The organism is Pseudomonas sp. MPC6 (assembly GCF_006094435.1).
Lineage (GTDB): Bacteria > Pseudomonadota > Gammaproteobacteria > Pseudomonadales > Pseudomonadaceae > Aquipseudomonas.
Map to the genome: position 1 here is coordinate 4,260,450 of NZ_CP034783.1, position 16,260 is coordinate 4,276,709.

Below are 16,260 nucleotides of genomic sequence, written 5' to 3' on the forward strand. Positions count from 1 at the left end.
CACAGCGAGTGCTGCGCACTGAAACTGCCGGGCGCCGTCAGCTGCCACCGAACCAGTTGTAGCCCTGGTCTTCCCAGTAGCCGCCGCTGTAGGTGTTGCTGACGAATATCGCCTGGATGTGTTTGGGGTTCTTGTAGCCCAGCTTGGTGGGCATGCGCAGCTTCATCGGGAAGCCGTACTCGCGAGGCAGTACCGCGCCGTCATAGGTCAGCGCCAACAGGGTTTGCGCATGCAGCGCGGTGGCCATGTCGATGCTGGTGTAATAGTCGTCCGCGCATTTGAAGCCGACATATCTGGCATCGGTGTCGGCACCGACCCGCTTCAGGAAATCGCTGAACCGCACGCCGCCCCAGCGCCCGATCGCGCTCCAGCCTTCGACGCAAATGTGTCGGGTGATCTGATCGGTCTGCGCCATGGCGCGCAGCTCTTCAAGGCGCCAGCTGCGCTTGTCGGCCACCAGCCCGGTCACTTCCAGGCGGTAACCCTCTTCCGCCACCGTCGGTGCCTCATCGATGCCGTAGAAGGCATTGAAAGGAAACGGCCGGGTGATCATCGACTCAGGATAAGTCGGCGCCATTGCGTTGGGGTTGAACAGCCAGCCCTGCACCCGATCGTTGAACCGCGACATGGAGGACAGCGCGGTCTCGACGCTGTCGTTGTCGGTCAGGTTGCAGCCGGACAACATGGCCACGCCTCCGAGGGTCAGGCCGCGCATCAGGAAGCTGCGACGGGAACGATCCTCGATCTGCGGTGCAATGATTTTCCGGGCGTCGGTCAGGATGGACGACTCGTCCAGCGCCGAGCCTTCGATGTGCTTTTTCATACGGGTTCCTTGCGACCGACAATCATGGCCCACAACGTTTTGGGTACCAGCGCGACCATCAACAGATGCACCGCGACGAATGCCACCAACAACGCCATCGCAATGAAATGCACATGCCGCGCGCCTTCGTATCCGCCCAGCAACTCACGCAGGAGCGGGAATTGCACGGACTTCCACAGCACCAGCCCGGAGATCACCAGCAGCGCGATGTCGACCATCACGAACAGATACGCCACCCGTTGCACCTGGTTGTAATGAGTCGGGTCGGCATGCGCCAATCGCCCGCGCAACGCTGCCCACAGGTCATGCAGGACGCCGTGGGCCGAGACGGGGAAAAAGCGCCGTTTCAGCCGACCACTGAAGAGGTTGATGATCAGGTAGACAAGACCGTTGATGGCAAGAAACCACATCGCCGCAAAGTGCCATTGCAACGCGCCGCCGAGCCAGCCGCCCAGGGTGATCGAAGCGGGAAAACTGAAATCGTAAAGCGGCGACGCGTTATAGATCCGCCACCCGCTGGTGACCATGACCAGCACCGCCAGCGCATTGAGCCAATGGGTCAGGCGTAGCCAGCGAGGATGGGATGAAGCAGGTAGCGAGGACATGATGCGTTCCCGGCGGTTGATCGTTGGTGCCGAGTATGAGGGCGGGCAAATCGCCAAATCCTCACGGAAAGTTAAATTAATCGTGATAACTCCCTGGGCAGGTCCGTTGTTGATTCGTTGGGGAGCATTTGTGTTTAAAATGCCGCCCCGACCTGTTGCCGACCCTGCCCGATGAACTCTGACGCGCTCTCCATCCTCCACGATCATTTGCTCAAAGCCCTGGCAGCCGCCCCGGAAGAAACCCGCCGGCTGTTCCACGGCCGTGGTCGTTGCTGGCCGGGGCTGGAACAATTGACGGTGGACTGGTTGCAGGGTGTGGTGCTGGTGTCGCTGTTCAAAGAACCCGAAGCGGCGCAACTGGAGGCGTTGAAACAGCGGCTGCTGGAACTCACTCAATCACCTGAGTGGGCGACCTGCGGCGCGCACACCTTGGCGCTGCAACACCGTTACCTGCTGCAAAGCACCACCGAGTGGCTGCTCGGGGAGGCGATCGAGGACATGACCATCACCGAGGGCGGCCTGCGTTATCGCGTCGACCTGGGGCGCAAACAGAACACCGGCCTGTTCCTCGACATGCGCTACGGCCGCGACTGGGTACGGGCCAATGCCCAGGGCAAGCGCGTGTTGAATCTGTTCGCCTACACCTGCGGTTTCTCGGTGGCCGCCATCGAGGGCGGCGCGACCCATGTGGTGAACCTGGACATGTCCAGCCCGGCGCTGAGCCGTGGCCGTGACAATCACCGCCTGAACGGTCATGACCTGGGCCAGGTGACGTTTCTGGGCCACGACCTGTTCAAGTCCTGGGGCAAGGTGATCGGCAAGGGGCCGTACGACCTGGTGATCATCGATCCGCCGTCCTTTCAGAAAGGCAGTTTCTTGCTGACCAAGGACTACCAGCGGGTGTTGCGTCGCCTGCCGGAGTTGCTCAGTGCCCAGGGTACGGTGCTGGCCTGCATGAACGACCCGGCGTTCGGCGCGGATTTCCTGATCGAGGGCGTGATGCGTGAAGCGCCGAGCCTGCGGTTCGAGCAACGGCTGGAGAATCCGCCGGAGTTTCCGGATGCGGATGTCGAGTGCGGGTTGAAGGCGTTGGTGTTCCGGCTGGGGGATTGAGTCCCGTTCTTTGTGGGAGCGAGCCCGCTCGCTCCCACAGTCAACCGAGTTACCCCAGCCGCTGGCGCACACACTCATGCGCCTTGCGCGTCATCTGGTCCAGATGCCGATCCCGCTGCTTTTCCGCATCGAGCATCGCCCGCTTGCCGTGTTTTTGCAGCAGATAGGTATGAATCTGCCGCACCTCCAGCGAGCTGTAGATCGAGGCCACATCCAACAGCCCCATCAAGCCTTCACTGCCATGGTCGCGGGTGTTCATCAGCACCTGAGTCCCGCGCACGCCCACCACCTGGAAGCCCATCGACTCGAAATAAGGCACCTTGGCCACAGCGCAGGTGAGTTCGGCATGGGGATAACGGCCGACCATTTCCCGCAGCATCCGCCGGGCAATGCCTTGACGCCGATAACCGGCCTGCACCGCCATGTACGCCACGCCGCACGCCTCGGGATCGTCCTTGACCGGCAGGTACAGCAAAAAGCCGACAACTTTTTCCGGGTCGTCATCGTCCGTCGCGACCAGCAACTCCACGGCAATCCCTTTCGCCCCGTTCAAGGCCTCCAGATAGAGATGAACCTCATAGCCGATCGCGTACTGATACAGGTTGTACAACAGGTTGCTCGGCGGGATCGCGACCATGCTGATGTCGGTCAGGTAGTCGACGACCATCTGCAGGATCTGGCTGTTGACCGGCTCTGGGCATGGGGCTTGGTAATGGGTGATCTGGGGCATTGCAGGGGCTGACTCCGGGGGGCGGATGTGAAGCGTTGATCGCGGGGTTGCCTATCATAACGTGCCGGGGCGGCTTGTTCGCTAAAGTACTCAGCGCATCGCAATGATCGTTCCCACGCTCTGCGTCACCAGTGTCCCGTCATGTTTCACAGTTCAAGGCTGCGGTTATGAATGGACGCTAGGGACGAAGAGCGTGAGAACGATCAGAAAGGCTGAAGGTGCTGAGGTCCGCGCATGGGGGCTCTCGGTGCTCTTATTGTGCTAGACGTCGAAGGAATCGCTCTCACATTTTGCGTTAATAGCGCAAGTACTTGCGCTCGAGATAAGCCGTTGCTCGCTAAAATTTCTATGGTATGAGCTATTTGCACTCCAGATGCGAGGTCCATGTTTTGCGCCGTGGGCGCCGTGGGAATAGAGCTACCGGGATTAGCTTGCACTTGGCCTGCAGCATTCACTGGCGCCATCGGTTGGTTGACAATGGAAGTCTGGTTGATTTGAGGGCGTGTGGGTGGCGAGGCCCAGGTAAGCGCCCGTGGGGTTGGAGCGACTTTTTGTATGGGCACCTCTTTTATTAAGCTCTGAAAAGCATCCGCAGCTGTACGCTTTACTGCACTGTTCGCTGTGCTTTGTTTAAGGAACTTTGTCGATTGACGAACAAGACGAGTTTTTTGCTCACCCTGACCGACCAGGAATTTCAAGTTGTTGCGCATGGCTGCCCAAAGCAATTTCCCTACATGTCCAGAAGGGTCATTTCTGTTCACAGGATCCCCGGAGCAATAGGCATAGCTGTTCACACCGCCTGCTCCAAAAGGACTCCAACTGTCCGGACTGTTAAACCGCATCAACACCGGGTTAAACGCCCTATAGCCATTGCCCAACAAATAATACCCGGTCAGCGAGTCCGGTCGTTCGCCGTTGAAGCCGAGCAAGCTGAGTAAGCCGCTCTCGGGCGGGCGATGTCCGTAGGCTGTATAGACAAGAGGATTGTGCTGAACCGTGTCGAGCGTATTCAACACCGTGCGTTGTTGGTCGGTGGCGAGCAGGCGCGTTTCCACGGTACCGATCTGGTGCTCATGCTGCGCCAGCAGTTGATCGTCGTGCTGCATGATTGAGCGCCGTACCTCGCCCTGTACTTCGGTGGTCATGCGATCTTTCTTGTAGAAGCGCTGAGTATTGGCTTGTGTCAGGGGTGTGCTTGCAACCAGTCGATCCAGCGGATCGTAATGATAGCGGCAGAGCAGGATTGTACGGTTCGCAGACATGGTGGAGTTCCCTGAAAGATCGTCGATTCAGGGTTTTACTGTGGCGCAGTTGATTGGTGTTGGGTACTAGCAGAACTGCTAGCGTCGGCCAGACGGCGGCAGAAATGATGGGCGTGTTACCCGAGCCGGCGTCAGGCGTCGCCGGCGTTTGCCTTGTTGCGGGAGACGTTGCGATATCGGGGCTGAGACTGGTAAGTGTCAGGTGACTGAAGTGTTGGATGTGCCGGCCCCTTCGCGAGCAAGCTCGCTCACAGTGGATTCTCGGTGAACATTTGATTCGTGTACGCCAACGATCAAATGTGGGAGATTCTATGTTGCAGGGGAACCCTGCAACCTTAAATTCGGCTGGTATTCGCTTTGGTTTTTCATGAGTACGAACACCCTCGAGGGTGTACGCGGTCAACGTAGGAGCTGGCGCAGCCTGCGATCTTTTTATCCTGGCGAAATCGGGTTTATCACTCAGGCACCTGCTCAACCTCGATCCTGAAACGCCCCTTGAACCCCGTCCCCGTCACATCGAATTCCCACCCCTGGGCCACTTTTTTCATCAGCGTCTTGGGATCGTCGACATAACCGGGCGCCGCAAACTGTTCGCCATCATGGATAAACATGGTGTAAGGCGGCAGCAGCAATCCGCGAATGTAGTACTGCTTTCTGAAAATCACATTATCGGAAAAACCCACGCCAAACAGATCGCGCTCGCCGACATAAAAGTCCACGCGCATGACCATGTCCTTTTTGCTGATGCTGGCATCTTCCAGTATCGGCGTGGTGTTGAGATACCCCTCCCAGATCAGCCGGTCGGGGCCGGCCCAACCGAACTCCACAGCCGGGTCGGTCAGGCTGGTCTTGGTGAAGGGGCCATAACAGTTTTCCGAATCGGCGCCCTGGTGGAACAGTTCGAAATCGACCCCGCGCGGTTTGATCGACACGCCGAAAAAGAACTCGCTCTTGCCGAACATATCCATGCCGCGCAGCACTTCACCTTCGATCATCCGCAAACGGACCTTCACGTTGCCGAAGAAGAATCGCGTGGCGATCTCGAATGACTCCCTGGCCGTCACCAGCGAGTCGAAACCACCATGGCACTTATGCACGAAGGTTCGTGGCGCCCCCGGGATCTGTGCGAAGCTCTGTTTGACCAGGCCGTCGCTGCGGTTGTAGTTCATGCCGAATTCGTCGGCCACCGAAAACAGCCGATTGCCCAGGGAGGCCGAGCCGACGTCGTAGGATTTGTAGTTGGTCCCTACGACTGTCAGCAGGCGATCCAACGGGAAATGCTTGCCAAATTGGGTAAATGACGTGGGGATATTCGGGTCTTTTTGAGTGTTCGGATTGAAATGTTCGATCTCTTGTTGCGCCTCGGTCCCGACCCATTTTTTCAACACTTGAAAGGCGATGCCTTGATGGGGAGTACCAAGGGTCACCACTTTGTTGATCAGATCGGCGGGCTTGCGTTTAGCGTCCGGAATCGTCTGTTGGATCGCCTGCCTCACCAATAAACCGCCCATGGAGTGGGCGATGATATTGACCATGGGCTCAGGTTGCGCAGGGTTCTTGAGCTTGGCCAGGGCCCGGATAAAGTCGATCAGACGCAGCAGTGCAGCACCGTAGGCGACCATTTTTCGGTCATTGAGATCGTAGTAGCGAAATACCCACAATGTCCGGTTCGGGTCATTCGCCGTGCGTACCAGGTGCAACGCCATGGCCGGATCGATGATCAACTTGCCTTTGCTGAAAAAGTCCAAATCAAGTGTCTTCAGTTCAGCTGGAATGGCCGGCGCGGTCGCACCGACATTTTCGCCATAATAGCCGACGACATTAGTTGCATCCTGATATTGCCACGAAGACTTCAAGAACCTGAGGATGAACCCTTCATAAATGTAGTTTTCGCCACGCTTCTGGGGGTAGACCGTGCCGTCATTGAAGCCTTGATAGGTGGCCTTTTTCTCGTCTTCGACGTTGAGCCCGCCGAACCCGCGGATCAATATCAGGGGTTGCGGCCTGCGGGTGGGTTTAGCCATCGTGACCTTCCTTTCCGAGCGACTGCCGGGCATAGAAAGTGAACGTGCCGTCTATCAGGATCATGCACTTGTAAACGGCTCCCAAGACAACTTAGATGAGCCACCCGGTATCAGCAACAAACATTAACGATAAACCACCAAAGCCACTGAAACTGATAAGCCAGCGTTACAGAAATGTAACAGCAATGATACAACTTATATCACCCCAGGCAAGTTGATCAATTCCGCAACAGCATCTACCGTTTAACTAATTATTTATCAAATAACTCATAGCGGGACTGTAAACCTACATTAACAACCGCTGTAATACTCAATTAACACAAAGAGTACAAAGCAATGGATATCCAACAACTGATCTGTGCCGTTCAAGCCGCTGTCGGCGTAGAAGTTGACGGTAAACCCGGGCCACAAACCTGGACCGCCATTGCCCAACGCCTGATTCCCGATCAAGCCGCCACACTGGCAGATAACTCCACCTCCGACCTGGACCCCAAAAGTAAAAAGAACATCGACTCCTTGCTGCCACCCGTGCGCCCCTATGCCATTGCACTCATACAGAAAGCCAAACTCAATGGCATCACCATCAAGATCATCAGTGGACTAAGGACTTACGAAGAGCAGGACGCGCTTTACGCCAGAGGGCGCCCTGACAATGGCCCGACGGTCACCAATGCCAAAGGTGGCCAGTCCAACCATAACTTCGGCATCGCGTTCGATATCGGTATTTTCGAAGGGGGCAAGTACCTGGGCAATTCACCCAAGTACAAAGCCGTCGGGGTATTGGCGATGGACCTGGGTCTGGAGTGGGGCGGAAACTGGAAAAGCTTCAAGGATGAGCCCCACTATCAACTGCGCCCTTCCTGGGCCAGCGGGATGACCGAAAGGGATATGCTGGCCGCACTCAGAAAACGCAAGACAGACCAGCAGAAAGTCTTTGTCTAGGGCGATCGGATTCCACAACGCCAAGACATGGGCTCCATGGACGTCCTGACACTACTGCTGTGGCGCAACCATGCGAAACCGGATGTGGATATCGTTGGACACCACGCCATCGGCCCATTCGCCTTCGCCGATGTCGAAGTCGCTGCGTTTTACCGTCAGCTGACCATCGAATATGCCGATGGCGTCGTCTGCCTTGAGCTGCACAGGCACCTCCACCACGCGCGTCATCCCCCTGAGCGTGAGTTGGCCGGTGATCAGGTAGCGATCGTTGCCCAGCGCTTGCACGCCACTCGATTCAAATGTCGCCACTGGATGATTCGCCGTGTCGAACCAGGCGGGTTTCTGCAGCTCTTCGTTGGCATCGCTGCTGCCGGCGTCGATGCTGTCAAGGTCAATGCTGAGTGCAGCGTGGGCGGCGGCGGGGTTTTGCGTGTCGAAATCGAGGCTGGCTGCGAACTTGCCAAAGGTGCCGTAGGCCCGCGATGTGAACTGCTTATAGGTGAAGGAAATGGTACTGGCAGTCGCATTCACCTGGGAGTACTGGGCTGCCTCGACGCAGGGCAAGACCGCGAATGCGAGTGCGGCAACCCAGGCGGCGGAAGGTGAAAATCGAGGGCTCATGGGATTCTTCCGTCAGGGCTTCCTGCTGCCTTTGGGGCGCTGCGCACACCGGCCAGTCACAAGGTGTGACTAAAGCAAAGAACCGCGGTTTATTCCACTTGGCGGGCGGACTTCCGACCACCTGTCGGTCCACGCATGGGTGCGCCCGACGTTCCCGTTCAGCGGGTGTTTAATGAATGCAGCACTCACCGCAACGGACAACCGACCATGAAAATCGTCGTCATCGGCGGCACCGGCCTGATCGGCAGCCAACTGTGCAAAAACCTGCAGGCACTGGGGCATGAAACCCTGGCGGCGTCACCCAGTACCGGCGTCAACGTCATCAGTGGTGCAGGGTTGCTCGATGCGTTGAACAATGCCGACGTGGTGGTTGACGTGGCCAACTCGCCCTCATTCGAAGACCATGCGGCCTTGCACTTTTTCGAAACGGCGGGGAAAAACCTGTTGGCTGCGGAGAAAGTCAACGGTATCAAACATCATGTTGCGCTGGGTGTTGTCGGTACCGAACGGATGCTCGACAGTGGCTACTTCCGGGCAAAGATGGCCCAGGAACAACTGATCAAGGCCTCGGGTATTCCCTACACCATCCTGCGGGCCACGCAATTCTTCGAGTTCATCAGCGCGATTGCCTTCTCGGGTCGCGAGGACGGCGACACCATCCACCTGACTTGCGCCGCGTTGCAACCGGTGGCCTCGATCGATGTGGCGGCGGCACTGACCGATATCGCCTTGAAAATGCCGAGCAACCAGACCGTGGAAGTGGCCGGCCCCGAGCGCCGACCGCTGGTGGAGTTCGTCAGTGAGTACCTGCAACACATCAAGGATCCGCGCCAGGCGGTTTCGGACGATACCGTTCCGTACTTCGGAGCGCCGATTGACGACCAGACGCTGACGCCGAGCGACAATACGATCCTTGGCGCGACGAGCTTTGAAAGCTGGCTCAAGAACACCACGCATGGCTGATTGGGTGCATACCCCTGTGGGAGCACTGCGGTCTATCAAATAAGCCTCAAAAATAAAGGCCATCAAGACCGTTGCTCCCACTGCAAGCTCCCTCGCCACAGGTTAGCGCTCGCCTCTCCTTCTGCATGCAACTCATTATTCACAATACGTGCGCAACGCCTTCACTTAACGGCTCTTGATGCAGATTCCGCGATGAATATTCTGTCGTTTTAGTCACACCAGGACTTACGGGGCGTCGGGCGCCACGGGTTATGCGATTGAATTCGCCGGGCCGGCGATCGATGCCCTCAGCGTCGAGGCCAGGATGACCATGTGCAACATGGCGGTGGAGGCCGGCGCCCGGGGCGCGTTCATCGGCTCTTGCACCAACGCCCGGATCGAAGACCTGCGTGAATCTGCCCGAGCAAAACATCCGTTTGGCCGACGGTTCGGTGATCCCGTTCGAGATCGATCAATTGCGCAAGCAATCGCTGCCGCTTCAACGATAGCGCTGGAAACCTGACACTCCGCGGCGCTCTCCGGTTCATCGCAGGCAAGCCAGCTCCTACAGGTAATCGGTGTGTACACAAATCCCGGGGCAAGTTCTGCATCGCCATGGCTTCACTCGACCGACAGCTCGCGAAAGTACTCCTCCAGAAACTCCACGCACACCCGCAACTTCGCGGACTGGCTGAGTCGGGTCGGGTACACCGCCCAGACGTTGGCGCTCTGGGTGTATTCGTGCAGCACTTGCACCAGGCGCCCTTGCTCCAGCATCGGTTTGACGTCCCACATCGAACGCAATAACACCCCGCCGCCGCTCAACGCCCACTCCAGCACGATCTCGCCATTGTTGGAGGATAAGGGCCCGCTGACCCGCACCGATTCCTGCTGCCGGATCTTTGCCTGAACCGTTTTTTGCATCGCCTCACCTGCCCGGCATATACATTAACTGCCTGATTCCGACACCCTCTGCCGGCAACCGACAGACGCCCTGATTGCATGTTCTTACTCTCCACTGGCCCCGACGTTCAGCGCTTCACGTCGGGCCAGCCAGTCCTACCACTGCACACCTCGCCATGAGCGCCAGCCGGCCATGGAGGGGTGTAGGGAGAGTAAGAATAATGAATACAGGTCTTACTTCGTCACTCAACCACTTGTTCAGTACCGTCACAGGTGGACCGCTACGCGTGCCTGGCGTGGTCGCCGCCATCACCGGGCGTGACGGCCCGGTCTATCAAGGCGCTTCGGGCCAACGCACACTCGGTCAAGCCGGGGAAATGACCACCGACAGCGTCTTCGCCCTGTTTTCCGCGACGAAAGCGATCACCGCCACGGCGGTGCTGCAGTTGGTCGAGGAAGGTCGACTGGATCTCGATGCGCCCGCCAGGGACTACCTGCCGATGATCGGCGAACAGCAGGTACTCGAGGGCTTCGACAGCGACGGCAGCCCTCGCCTGCGCCCGCCGAAAAAACCCATCACCACCCGCATGCTGCTGCTTCATACCGCAGGCTTTGATTATGAGTTTTTCAACGAACACTACAACCGACTGGCCCGGGAACAGGGACTGCCCGGCATCATCAGCGGGTCTTTGGCGGCGCTGCAAACACCCTTGCTGTTCGAGCCCGGAGCACAGTGGGAATACGGCTCCAACCTGGATTGGGCCGGCCTGGTGGTGGAGGCCATTACCGGACAGCGCCTGGGCGAAGTCATGCAGCAGCGTATCTTCGAGCCGCTGGGTATGACCGATACCGCCTTTACCATGACCCCGTCGATGCTCCAGCGGCGAGCTTGCCTGCATCAGCGTGAAGTGGATGGATCGCTGAGCGTACTCGAGGATTTCATCCTGCCGCAGGATCCCGAAGTGCATATGGGAGGTCATGGCCTGTATTCGACCGTGCAGGATTATTGTCGGTTTATTCGTGCCTGGCTGAACGATGGACAAGGCGATCATGGGCGGATCCTACGGCCGGAGACGATTCGCCTGGCGGAAAAAAACGGCCTCGACAACCTGAAGATCAAAGCCCTGCCCGGCGTTATCCCGAGCCTCACCAACACCGCGGAATTCTTCCCGGGCATGCCCACGTCCTGGGGGCTGAGTTTCATGATCAATGACGAGGATGCGCACACCGGTCGCCCGGCGGGCTCTCTGGCCTGGGCTGGGCTGGCCAATCTGTTCTATTGGATCGATCGCAAGAACGGCATCGGTGGTTTTTGGGCCACCCAGACCCTACCGTTCGCCGACCCCATCTCGGTCTCCGGCTATCTGGGTTTCGAGACGGCGGCCTACCGCTATCTGACCGGCTGAGCCATTCACCTCTGGGGTGGAGAGACCCGCATCGACGGCCGTTGTGGGTGTTCTGACCCGAGACGAACGACCGGTTTTTTTGGGGCACCGAGTGGGTGGGATGGACGCCACTTCCGGTGCCCTTTTTTTTGCGTCACACGCTAGCGCAGACGGCGCTGCAAGGTGTGCGAAGGCAGTTCAGCAAACCGCCTGCGATAGATCCCGGCAAATTCCCCCAGGTTCAGATACCCCCATCGAGAGGCGATGACCGCCACCGTCGTACCCGATTGCGGATCAGTCGCCAACAAATCCCGGCGCGCCCCCTGCAACCGCTGCTCGCGCAAGAATGCACCGGGGGTCATGCCACGAAAACGCGAAAAGGCACCACTCAATGACCGCACACTGGTCCCGACTGCGCCAGCCACCTCTGCCAGCGTCGGCAGGTTCGCGGCATTGGCACTCATGAACTCTTCGGCAGCCCTCACATAACGCGGAGCGATCCGGTTCATCGGACTGCTCAGATCCAGCCCCGCCCGCCCGGCGCGGCTGGCCCATTCCTGCAGCAAGTGCACGCAAAGATTGTGCTCCAGGTGCGCGCCCATGCGCCCTTCGGCCATGTACCCGGGGGCCTCGGCCACACAGCGAACGGTGTACTCGAGCAGACTCAACCAGCTCGAACCGACCCCGCCGAGGACGCACTTGTGTCGCCAGAACCGGTCATCGGGCACGAACCCGAACCACTGCTGCGCCATCCGCTCCAGCACTGCATGGGGAATGGTCAGATTCAGCTGCAGGTGATCCGGGTCCAGATCGATCCGGTAATCAACCCGGCTGCAATCGGCAATGAAGGACTCGCCCACCGCGGTATCTTCTGTGACCGAACGCTGCGCCCAGTGCCGGGCATTGCCACGAACGGTCGTGAGCAGCAGCGCGTTCCCGGCATCGGGGGAAAAATCGTCAATGCTTACCGCCACGCCATAGGCAAAACGCGTCAGCGTCAGCTCGCCGATCCTCGACGAGTGCATGCTGGCGCTCGGCTTGATGGCCTGCCCTACGGGACACACCCGATAGGGCATGTAGACGCGATCCGACCAGTCGCTGATTTCATCCCATTCGGTAGAAAAATTCTTGTGATGCTGCTGAATCGGCTTGCCGCTGACATCGGTTAACAACGCCTGCTCGAGAAGCATAGAGGCACCTGATCTTGTTTTTTTGTCGGGCTGATGCGGCCGTTGGTGCAAGATCATCCGGTGCCTGTGCTGGCTCGTAAAGGCTTTTTTGGTTATCCATCCAGGCTCGGTGGCGAGCCCCATCGAGCGGTCATGCGTTCACCTTCGGCTTGAGTAGAAAATGCGCCAGTGCCGGAACCAGGATCAGCGCGCCGACCATGTTCCAGATGAACATGAAGCCCAGCAGAATGCCCATGTCCGCCTGGAACTTGATTGGCGACAGCACCCAGGTGAGTACGGCAATACCCAGGGTAATCCCGGTCATCACCACCACCTTGCCCGTTGATAGCAAGGCAAGGTAGTAGGCATCAGACAAGCTTGAGCCATTGCGCAGGTTGCTGAGCGTCACGCTGAGGATGTACAGCGCGTAATCCACCCCGATGCCCACCCCCAACGCGATCACCGGCAGCGTCGCCACCTTGACGCCGATGTTCAGCCCCACCATCAAGGCCTCGCACAATATCGACGTCAGCATCAGCGGCAGCACCGTACACACCACCGCTCGCCAGGACCTGAAGGTGATGAAGCACAGGGCGATGACGGCCGCGTACACCATGAACAGCATCTGCACGTTCGAACGTTTCACGACGATGTTGGTGGCCGCTTCAATTCCGGCATTGCCCGCCGCATTGAGGAACTGGATCTGATCGGTATTGTGGCTCGCCGCGAACTGTTCGACGGTCTGCACCACGCTGGTAAGCGTGTCCGCCTTATGGTCCTTCAGGTAGACATACACCGTCAACAGATCACAGTTCTGGTTGAACAACTCACGCGGCGCGCGAGTGATGATCGCATTCAACAGCCCCTGGTTCCTGGGTATCTCATACCAGGTCATGCTGCCTTCATTCATGCCGGCCGCAGCCTGTTTGCTCAGCGCCGCCAAAGACGTCGTGGACACCACCCCTGGCAACTGCTGCAGCTGCGCCTCCAGCGCATCGACCGACACGAGCGTCTGGTAATTGGCACAGAAATACTGCGGCGTTTTCACCATCACTACGTACTTGTCGCTGCTGGCGGAAAAGTTGCTGACCATGAAGCGGTTGTCGTTGTTGTAGCGCGATTCCGCACGCAGTTCCGGTGCCCCGGGATTCAGGTCACCGATCTTCACGTGCAGGCTGACGGCAAAACCGGCCACCCCCAGTATCACGGCGATGATGATTGCACCGCTGGCCCATTTGCGTTCGGTGAATCGATCCAGAAAAGCCCAGAACGGGTGCCGGGCGTGTTGCGCGTCCAGCTGCGAAAACTTGTCGTTGGCCGCTTCACGTAACGCCGCCGCTTTGCTGACACCGGTGTACGACAACAGGATCGGCAACAGAATCAGGTTGGTGAAAATCAGGGTCAGCACGCCCAGCGTCGCGGCGACGGCCAGGTCCTGGATCACCGGGATCTTGATGATCATCAACACCGCGAAACCCACGGCGTCGGCCACCAACGCCATCAGCCCGGTCAAGAACAACCGGCGAAAGGTGAAGCGTGCCGCCACCAGTTTGTCGGCTCCGCGTCCGATGTCCTGCATGATGCCGTTCATTTTCTGCGCGCCATGGCTCAAGCCGATGGCAAACACCAGGAACGGCACCAGGATCGAGTACGGATCGAGGTCAAAGCCCAGGGTCGGCAGCAATCCCAGCAACCAGACCACGGCGATGATCGAACACAGCAACACCAACAAAGTGCTGCGCACGCATCGGGTATACCAGAACAACACGATGCCGCAGATCACCAGGGTCGCGGCGAAGAACAGCTGCATCTGGCGCATGCCGTCGATCAGGTCGCCCACTACCTTGGCAAAACCGGTGATGTGGATTTTGATGTTATCGGTTTCGTACTTGGCCCGAATCTGTTCGAGCTGGCTGGAGAGCACGTTGTAGTCGAGCGGCTGGCCGTCGTCGGAGGTAGTGTCCTGAAGCGGCAACAGCACGATGCTGGACCTGAAATTGGAGGCAACCAGTCGACCGACTTCGCCCGAGCGCTCGACGTTCTGTCGCACCTGCTCCAGGCTGCCGGCCGAGCCATCGTAGTTGTCAGGGATGACCGGGCCGCCATCGAAGCCCTCTTCCGTCACACCGATCCAGCGGGTCGCCGGGGTCCACAGCGACTTCATGTATGAGCGATCGACGCCGGGGAGCAAAAATACCTCGTCGTTGATTTTCTTGACCGTTTCCAGGTAGGCGGCATCAAAAATGCTTCCCTGTTTGGCCTCGACTGCAATGCGCAAGGTATTGCCGCCCTCCCCCAACTGGCCGCGATTCTTCAGGTAGTTCTGCACATAAGGATGATCCGTCGGGATCATTTTTTCGAAGGCGGCATTGAGCTTCAGACCCAGCGCCTGGTAACCGAGCATCAAGCTAAGCAAGACACAGATGCCCAGGATGATGCGCCGGTGATTGAATAACAGCCGTTCAACCAGCGTACCGGAAGCAGGATCGAACGTTTGGGTATCAGGGACGGTGCCAGTACGGGTAAAACTATTCATTGATCGCGCTCCGACGATTCCACTGCGACCGCAGACGACAGCATGCCCCGTGCACTGCTGATGATCAGGTCGCCGTTTGCGGCTTGCGCCATGCCGGTGAAGTAACCGGGTTGAGTCACGGGAAGGACTGACGCGGTGCTATCGCCGTCGGTAAACCGCAGCACGCGGCCTGACTCGTCCGTGAGCAGCACCGAGCCATCGTCAAGCCGCAGCCCACTGGTCAGGGTGACGGGTTGCAAGGTATCGAGACGCCGCCAGGTCTCACCACGATCCCTGGATTCGAAGGCTTTGCCACGCAGCCCGAACGCCAGAATCGAACCGCTGCCGGTCGTCTGCAGCCCGAAGGTCGTGCCCTCATAAGGGGACGTCAGCGACTCGAAGGTCTGGCCTTCGTCACTGGAGCGCAGCAGCGTGCCCTGTTCACCGGCGACGAACAGATCCGCCCCTGCCCGCTCGATGCTGTAGAGGTGCAAGCCGTTGGGGTTATCGATTCGGGAACGGATCGATTGCCAGCTGTCCCCGCCATCATGGGTAATAAACGCCAGCCCGTAAGCACCTACCACCAGCCCGTTTCTGGCGTCGAGGAACAGCAGATCGAGCAGCGGCTTGTCGGGGCCGTCGTCCACCAGCTGTTGTGCTTGGGACAGACGCTCCCCAGCCTTTTCCGCATCCTCAGGGTTTTCGATGGCGCGCCTGGCTTCCTGAAATTCGATCTCGGCCGCCTGGACGCCATCGAGCTGTTTGCTCCAGCTCAGACCACCATCCTGGCTGTGCAAGACCACCCCGGCATGCCCGACCGCCCAGCCTTCGCGATCGTCGATGAAGCGAACCTTGACCAGGGTCATGCTGACCGGGGAACTGACTTGCCTCCAGCTGCTGCCATTGTCATCCGAGACAATGATGAAACCTCGTTCGCCTACGGCGATGAGGCGTTGCCCTGCCCGCGCAACGCTCAGCATCACCGACTGCACCGCCATGGCGCTGGTGATCGAGGGTTGCAACGGCAGGCCATCGGTGGGTGCTGCCACAGCGGGGCCGGCGAGCGCCGTCATGATCGACACGCTGAGCATCAACGCCTTGAACGGATGCCGATGTAAAAACCTGGGAGTTTGAATACGCATTTTCGAGCCTCGATGAAGCAGTGCAGTGGACGCCGCGTCACTGCCACGGCGTCCATGGAACACAGGGTTGAACACGCTGTTGCG

At 58.7% G+C, this 16,260-nt stretch carries 14 protein-coding genes and 1 pseudogene; 5 read left to right on the plus strand and 10 right to left on the minus strand.

Annotation, left to right across the window (positions count from 1 at the left end):
• Positions 1–37: 37 nt before the first annotated feature.
• Together ELQ88_RS21685 and ELQ88_RS21690 are read right to left on the minus strand one after the other, a co-directional pair.
• On the minus strand, positions 38–823 hold the full coding sequence (locus tag ELQ88_RS21685) for a molybdopterin-dependent oxidoreductase (RefSeq protein WP_138967646.1): 786 nt from the start codon (positions 821–823) through the stop codon (positions 38–40).
• Positions 820–1,428 carry a cytochrome b/b6 domain-containing protein gene (locus ELQ88_RS21690; protein ID WP_128870899.1) on the minus strand — a complete coding sequence of 203 codons (609 nt, stop codon included), beginning with the start codon at positions 1,426–1,428 and terminating at the stop codon, positions 820–822. The genes ELQ88_RS21685 and ELQ88_RS21690 overlap by 4 nt, the downstream gene beginning before the upstream one ends.
• Before the next feature lie 171 nt (positions 1,429–1,599).
• On the opposite strand from ELQ88_RS21690, the gene ELQ88_RS21695 reads away from it, so the two are divergent.
• Positions 1,600–2,541 (plus strand): class I SAM-dependent methyltransferase, encoded by a 942-nt coding sequence (locus ELQ88_RS21695; protein WP_138967647.1) that lies wholly within the window; start codon positions 1,600–1,602, stop codon positions 2,539–2,541.
• A gap of 49 nt (positions 2,542–2,590) precedes the next feature.
• Here the strand turns inward: ELQ88_RS21695 and ELQ88_RS21700 are convergent, their stop codons facing one another.
• From ELQ88_RS21700 to ELQ88_RS21715, 3 genes are all read right to left on the minus strand, one after another.
• A complete protein-coding gene (locus ELQ88_RS21700) occupies positions 2,591–3,271 on the minus strand; it encodes a GNAT family N-acetyltransferase (protein WP_138967648.1) in 681 nt (226 codons plus the stop codon).
• A 203-nt stretch (positions 3,272–3,474) separates the two neighbouring features.
• Positions 3,475–4,533, minus strand: coding sequence for an RHS repeat-associated core domain-containing protein (locus ELQ88_RS21705; RefSeq protein WP_138967649.1), 1,059 nt, complete (start codon positions 4,531–4,533; stop codon positions 3,475–3,477).
• Positions 4,534–4,988: 455 nt separating this feature from the next.
• The gene (locus ELQ88_RS21715; RefSeq protein WP_138967650.1) at positions 4,989–6,557 is read right to left on the minus strand and encodes an alpha/beta hydrolase; all 1,569 of its coding nucleotides are present in this window, start codon (positions 6,555–6,557) and stop codon (positions 4,989–4,991) included.
• Positions 6,558–6,893: 336 nt separating this feature from the next.
• Here ELQ88_RS21715 and ELQ88_RS21720 point away from each other — a divergent pair, with 336 nt between their 5' ends.
• Complete coding sequence (locus tag ELQ88_RS21720; protein WP_138967651.1) at positions 6,894–7,499, plus strand: M15 family metallopeptidase; 606 nt, start codon at positions 6,894–6,896, stop codon at positions 7,497–7,499.
• Between the two features lie 51 nt (positions 7,500–7,550).
• On the opposite strand, the gene ELQ88_RS21725 is transcribed toward ELQ88_RS21720, so the two are convergent.
• Complete coding sequence (locus tag ELQ88_RS21725; protein ID WP_138967652.1) at positions 7,551–8,120, minus strand: YceI family protein; 570 nt, start codon at positions 8,118–8,120, stop codon at positions 7,551–7,553.
• Positions 8,121–8,327: 207 nt separating this feature from the next.
• Here ELQ88_RS21725 and ELQ88_RS21730 point away from each other — a divergent pair, with 207 nt between their 5' ends.
• Together ELQ88_RS21730 and ELQ88_RS21735 are read left to right on the plus strand one after the other, a co-directional pair.
• Positions 8,328–9,083, plus strand: coding sequence for an SDR family oxidoreductase (locus ELQ88_RS21730; RefSeq protein WP_138967653.1), 756 nt, complete (start codon positions 8,328–8,330; stop codon positions 9,081–9,083).
• Positions 9,084–9,312: 229 nt separating this feature from the next.
• Positions 9,313–9,438 (plus strand): annotated as a pseudogene (locus ELQ88_RS21735) (aconitase family protein); the annotation flags it as partial.
• A gap of 245 nt (positions 9,439–9,683) precedes the next feature.
• On the opposite strand, the gene ELQ88_RS21745 reads toward ELQ88_RS21735, so the two are convergent.
• Complete coding sequence (locus tag ELQ88_RS21745) at positions 9,684–10,007, minus strand: LysR substrate-binding domain-containing protein (protein WP_263597822.1); 324 nt, start codon at positions 10,005–10,007, stop codon at positions 9,684–9,686.
• A gap of 179 nt (positions 10,008–10,186) precedes the next feature.
• Between ELQ88_RS21745 and ELQ88_RS21750 the strand changes: the two genes are divergently transcribed.
• On the plus strand, positions 10,187–11,371 hold the full coding sequence (locus tag ELQ88_RS21750; RefSeq protein WP_138967654.1) for a serine hydrolase domain-containing protein: 1,185 nt from the start codon (positions 10,187–10,189) through the stop codon (positions 11,369–11,371).
• A gap of 140 nt (positions 11,372–11,511) precedes the next feature.
• Here ELQ88_RS21750 and ELQ88_RS21755 read toward each other — a convergent pair whose 3' ends face one another.
• From ELQ88_RS21755 to ELQ88_RS21765, 3 genes are all read right to left on the minus strand, one after another.
• Positions 11,512–12,540, minus strand: coding sequence for an AraC family transcriptional regulator (locus ELQ88_RS21755; protein ID WP_138967655.1), 1,029 nt, complete (start codon positions 12,538–12,540; stop codon positions 11,512–11,514).
• 130 nt (positions 12,541–12,670) lie between these two features.
• Positions 12,671–15,055, minus strand: coding sequence for an MMPL family transporter (locus tag ELQ88_RS21760; RefSeq protein ID WP_138967656.1), 2,385 nt, complete (start codon positions 15,053–15,055; stop codon positions 12,671–12,673).
• Positions 15,052–16,176, minus strand: coding sequence for a YCF48-related protein (locus ELQ88_RS21765; RefSeq protein ID WP_138967657.1), 1,125 nt, complete (start codon positions 16,174–16,176; stop codon positions 15,052–15,054). Before ELQ88_RS21765 ends, ELQ88_RS21760 begins: the two co-directional genes overlap by 4 nt.
• Between the last annotated feature and the right edge of the window lie 84 nt (positions 16,177–16,260).

Excerpts from the sequence above, each read along its gene's own strand:
- ELQ88_RS21755 (WP_138967655.1), bottom strand. The coding sequence starts at position 12,540 with ATGCTTCTCGAGCAGGCGTTGTTAACCGATGTCAGCGGCAAGCCGATT.
- ELQ88_RS21750 (WP_138967654.1), top strand. The coding sequence starts at position 10,187 with ATGAATACAGGTCTTACTTCGTCACTCAACCACTTGTTCAGTACCGTC.
- ELQ88_RS21725 (WP_138967652.1), bottom strand. The coding sequence starts at position 8,120 with ATGAGCCCTCGATTTTCACCTTCCGCCGCCTGGGTTGCCGCACTCGCA.
- ELQ88_RS21705 (WP_138967649.1), bottom strand. The coding sequence starts at position 4,533 with ATGTCTGCGAACCGTACAATCCTGCTCTGCCGCTATCATTACGATCCG.
- ELQ88_RS21690 (WP_128870899.1), bottom strand. The coding sequence starts at position 1,428 with ATGTCCTCGCTACCTGCTTCATCCCATCCTCGCTGGCTACGCCTGACC.
- ELQ88_RS21765 (WP_138967657.1), bottom strand. The coding sequence starts at position 16,176 with ATGCGTATTCAAACTCCCAGGTTTTTACATCGGCATCCGTTCAAGGCG.
- ELQ88_RS21685 (WP_138967646.1), bottom strand. The coding sequence starts at position 823 with ATGAAAAAGCACATCGAAGGCTCGGCGCTGGACGAGTCGTCCATCCTG.
- ELQ88_RS21695 (WP_138967647.1), top strand. The coding sequence starts at position 1,600 with ATGAACTCTGACGCGCTCTCCATCCTCCACGATCATTTGCTCAAAGCC.
- ELQ88_RS21760 (WP_138967656.1), bottom strand. The coding sequence starts at position 15,055 with ATGAATAGTTTTACCCGTACTGGCACCGTCCCTGATACCCAAACGTTC.
- ELQ88_RS21700 (WP_138967648.1), bottom strand. The coding sequence starts at position 3,271 with ATGCCCCAGATCACCCATTACCAAGCCCCATGCCCAGAGCCGGTCAAC.
- ELQ88_RS21720 (WP_138967651.1), top strand. The coding sequence starts at position 6,894 with ATGGATATCCAACAACTGATCTGTGCCGTTCAAGCCGCTGTCGGCGTA.
- ELQ88_RS21715 (WP_138967650.1), bottom strand. The coding sequence starts at position 6,557 with ATGGCTAAACCCACCCGCAGGCCGCAACCCCTGATATTGATCCGCGGG.
- ELQ88_RS21730 (WP_138967653.1), top strand. The coding sequence starts at position 8,328 with ATGAAAATCGTCGTCATCGGCGGCACCGGCCTGATCGGCAGCCAACTG.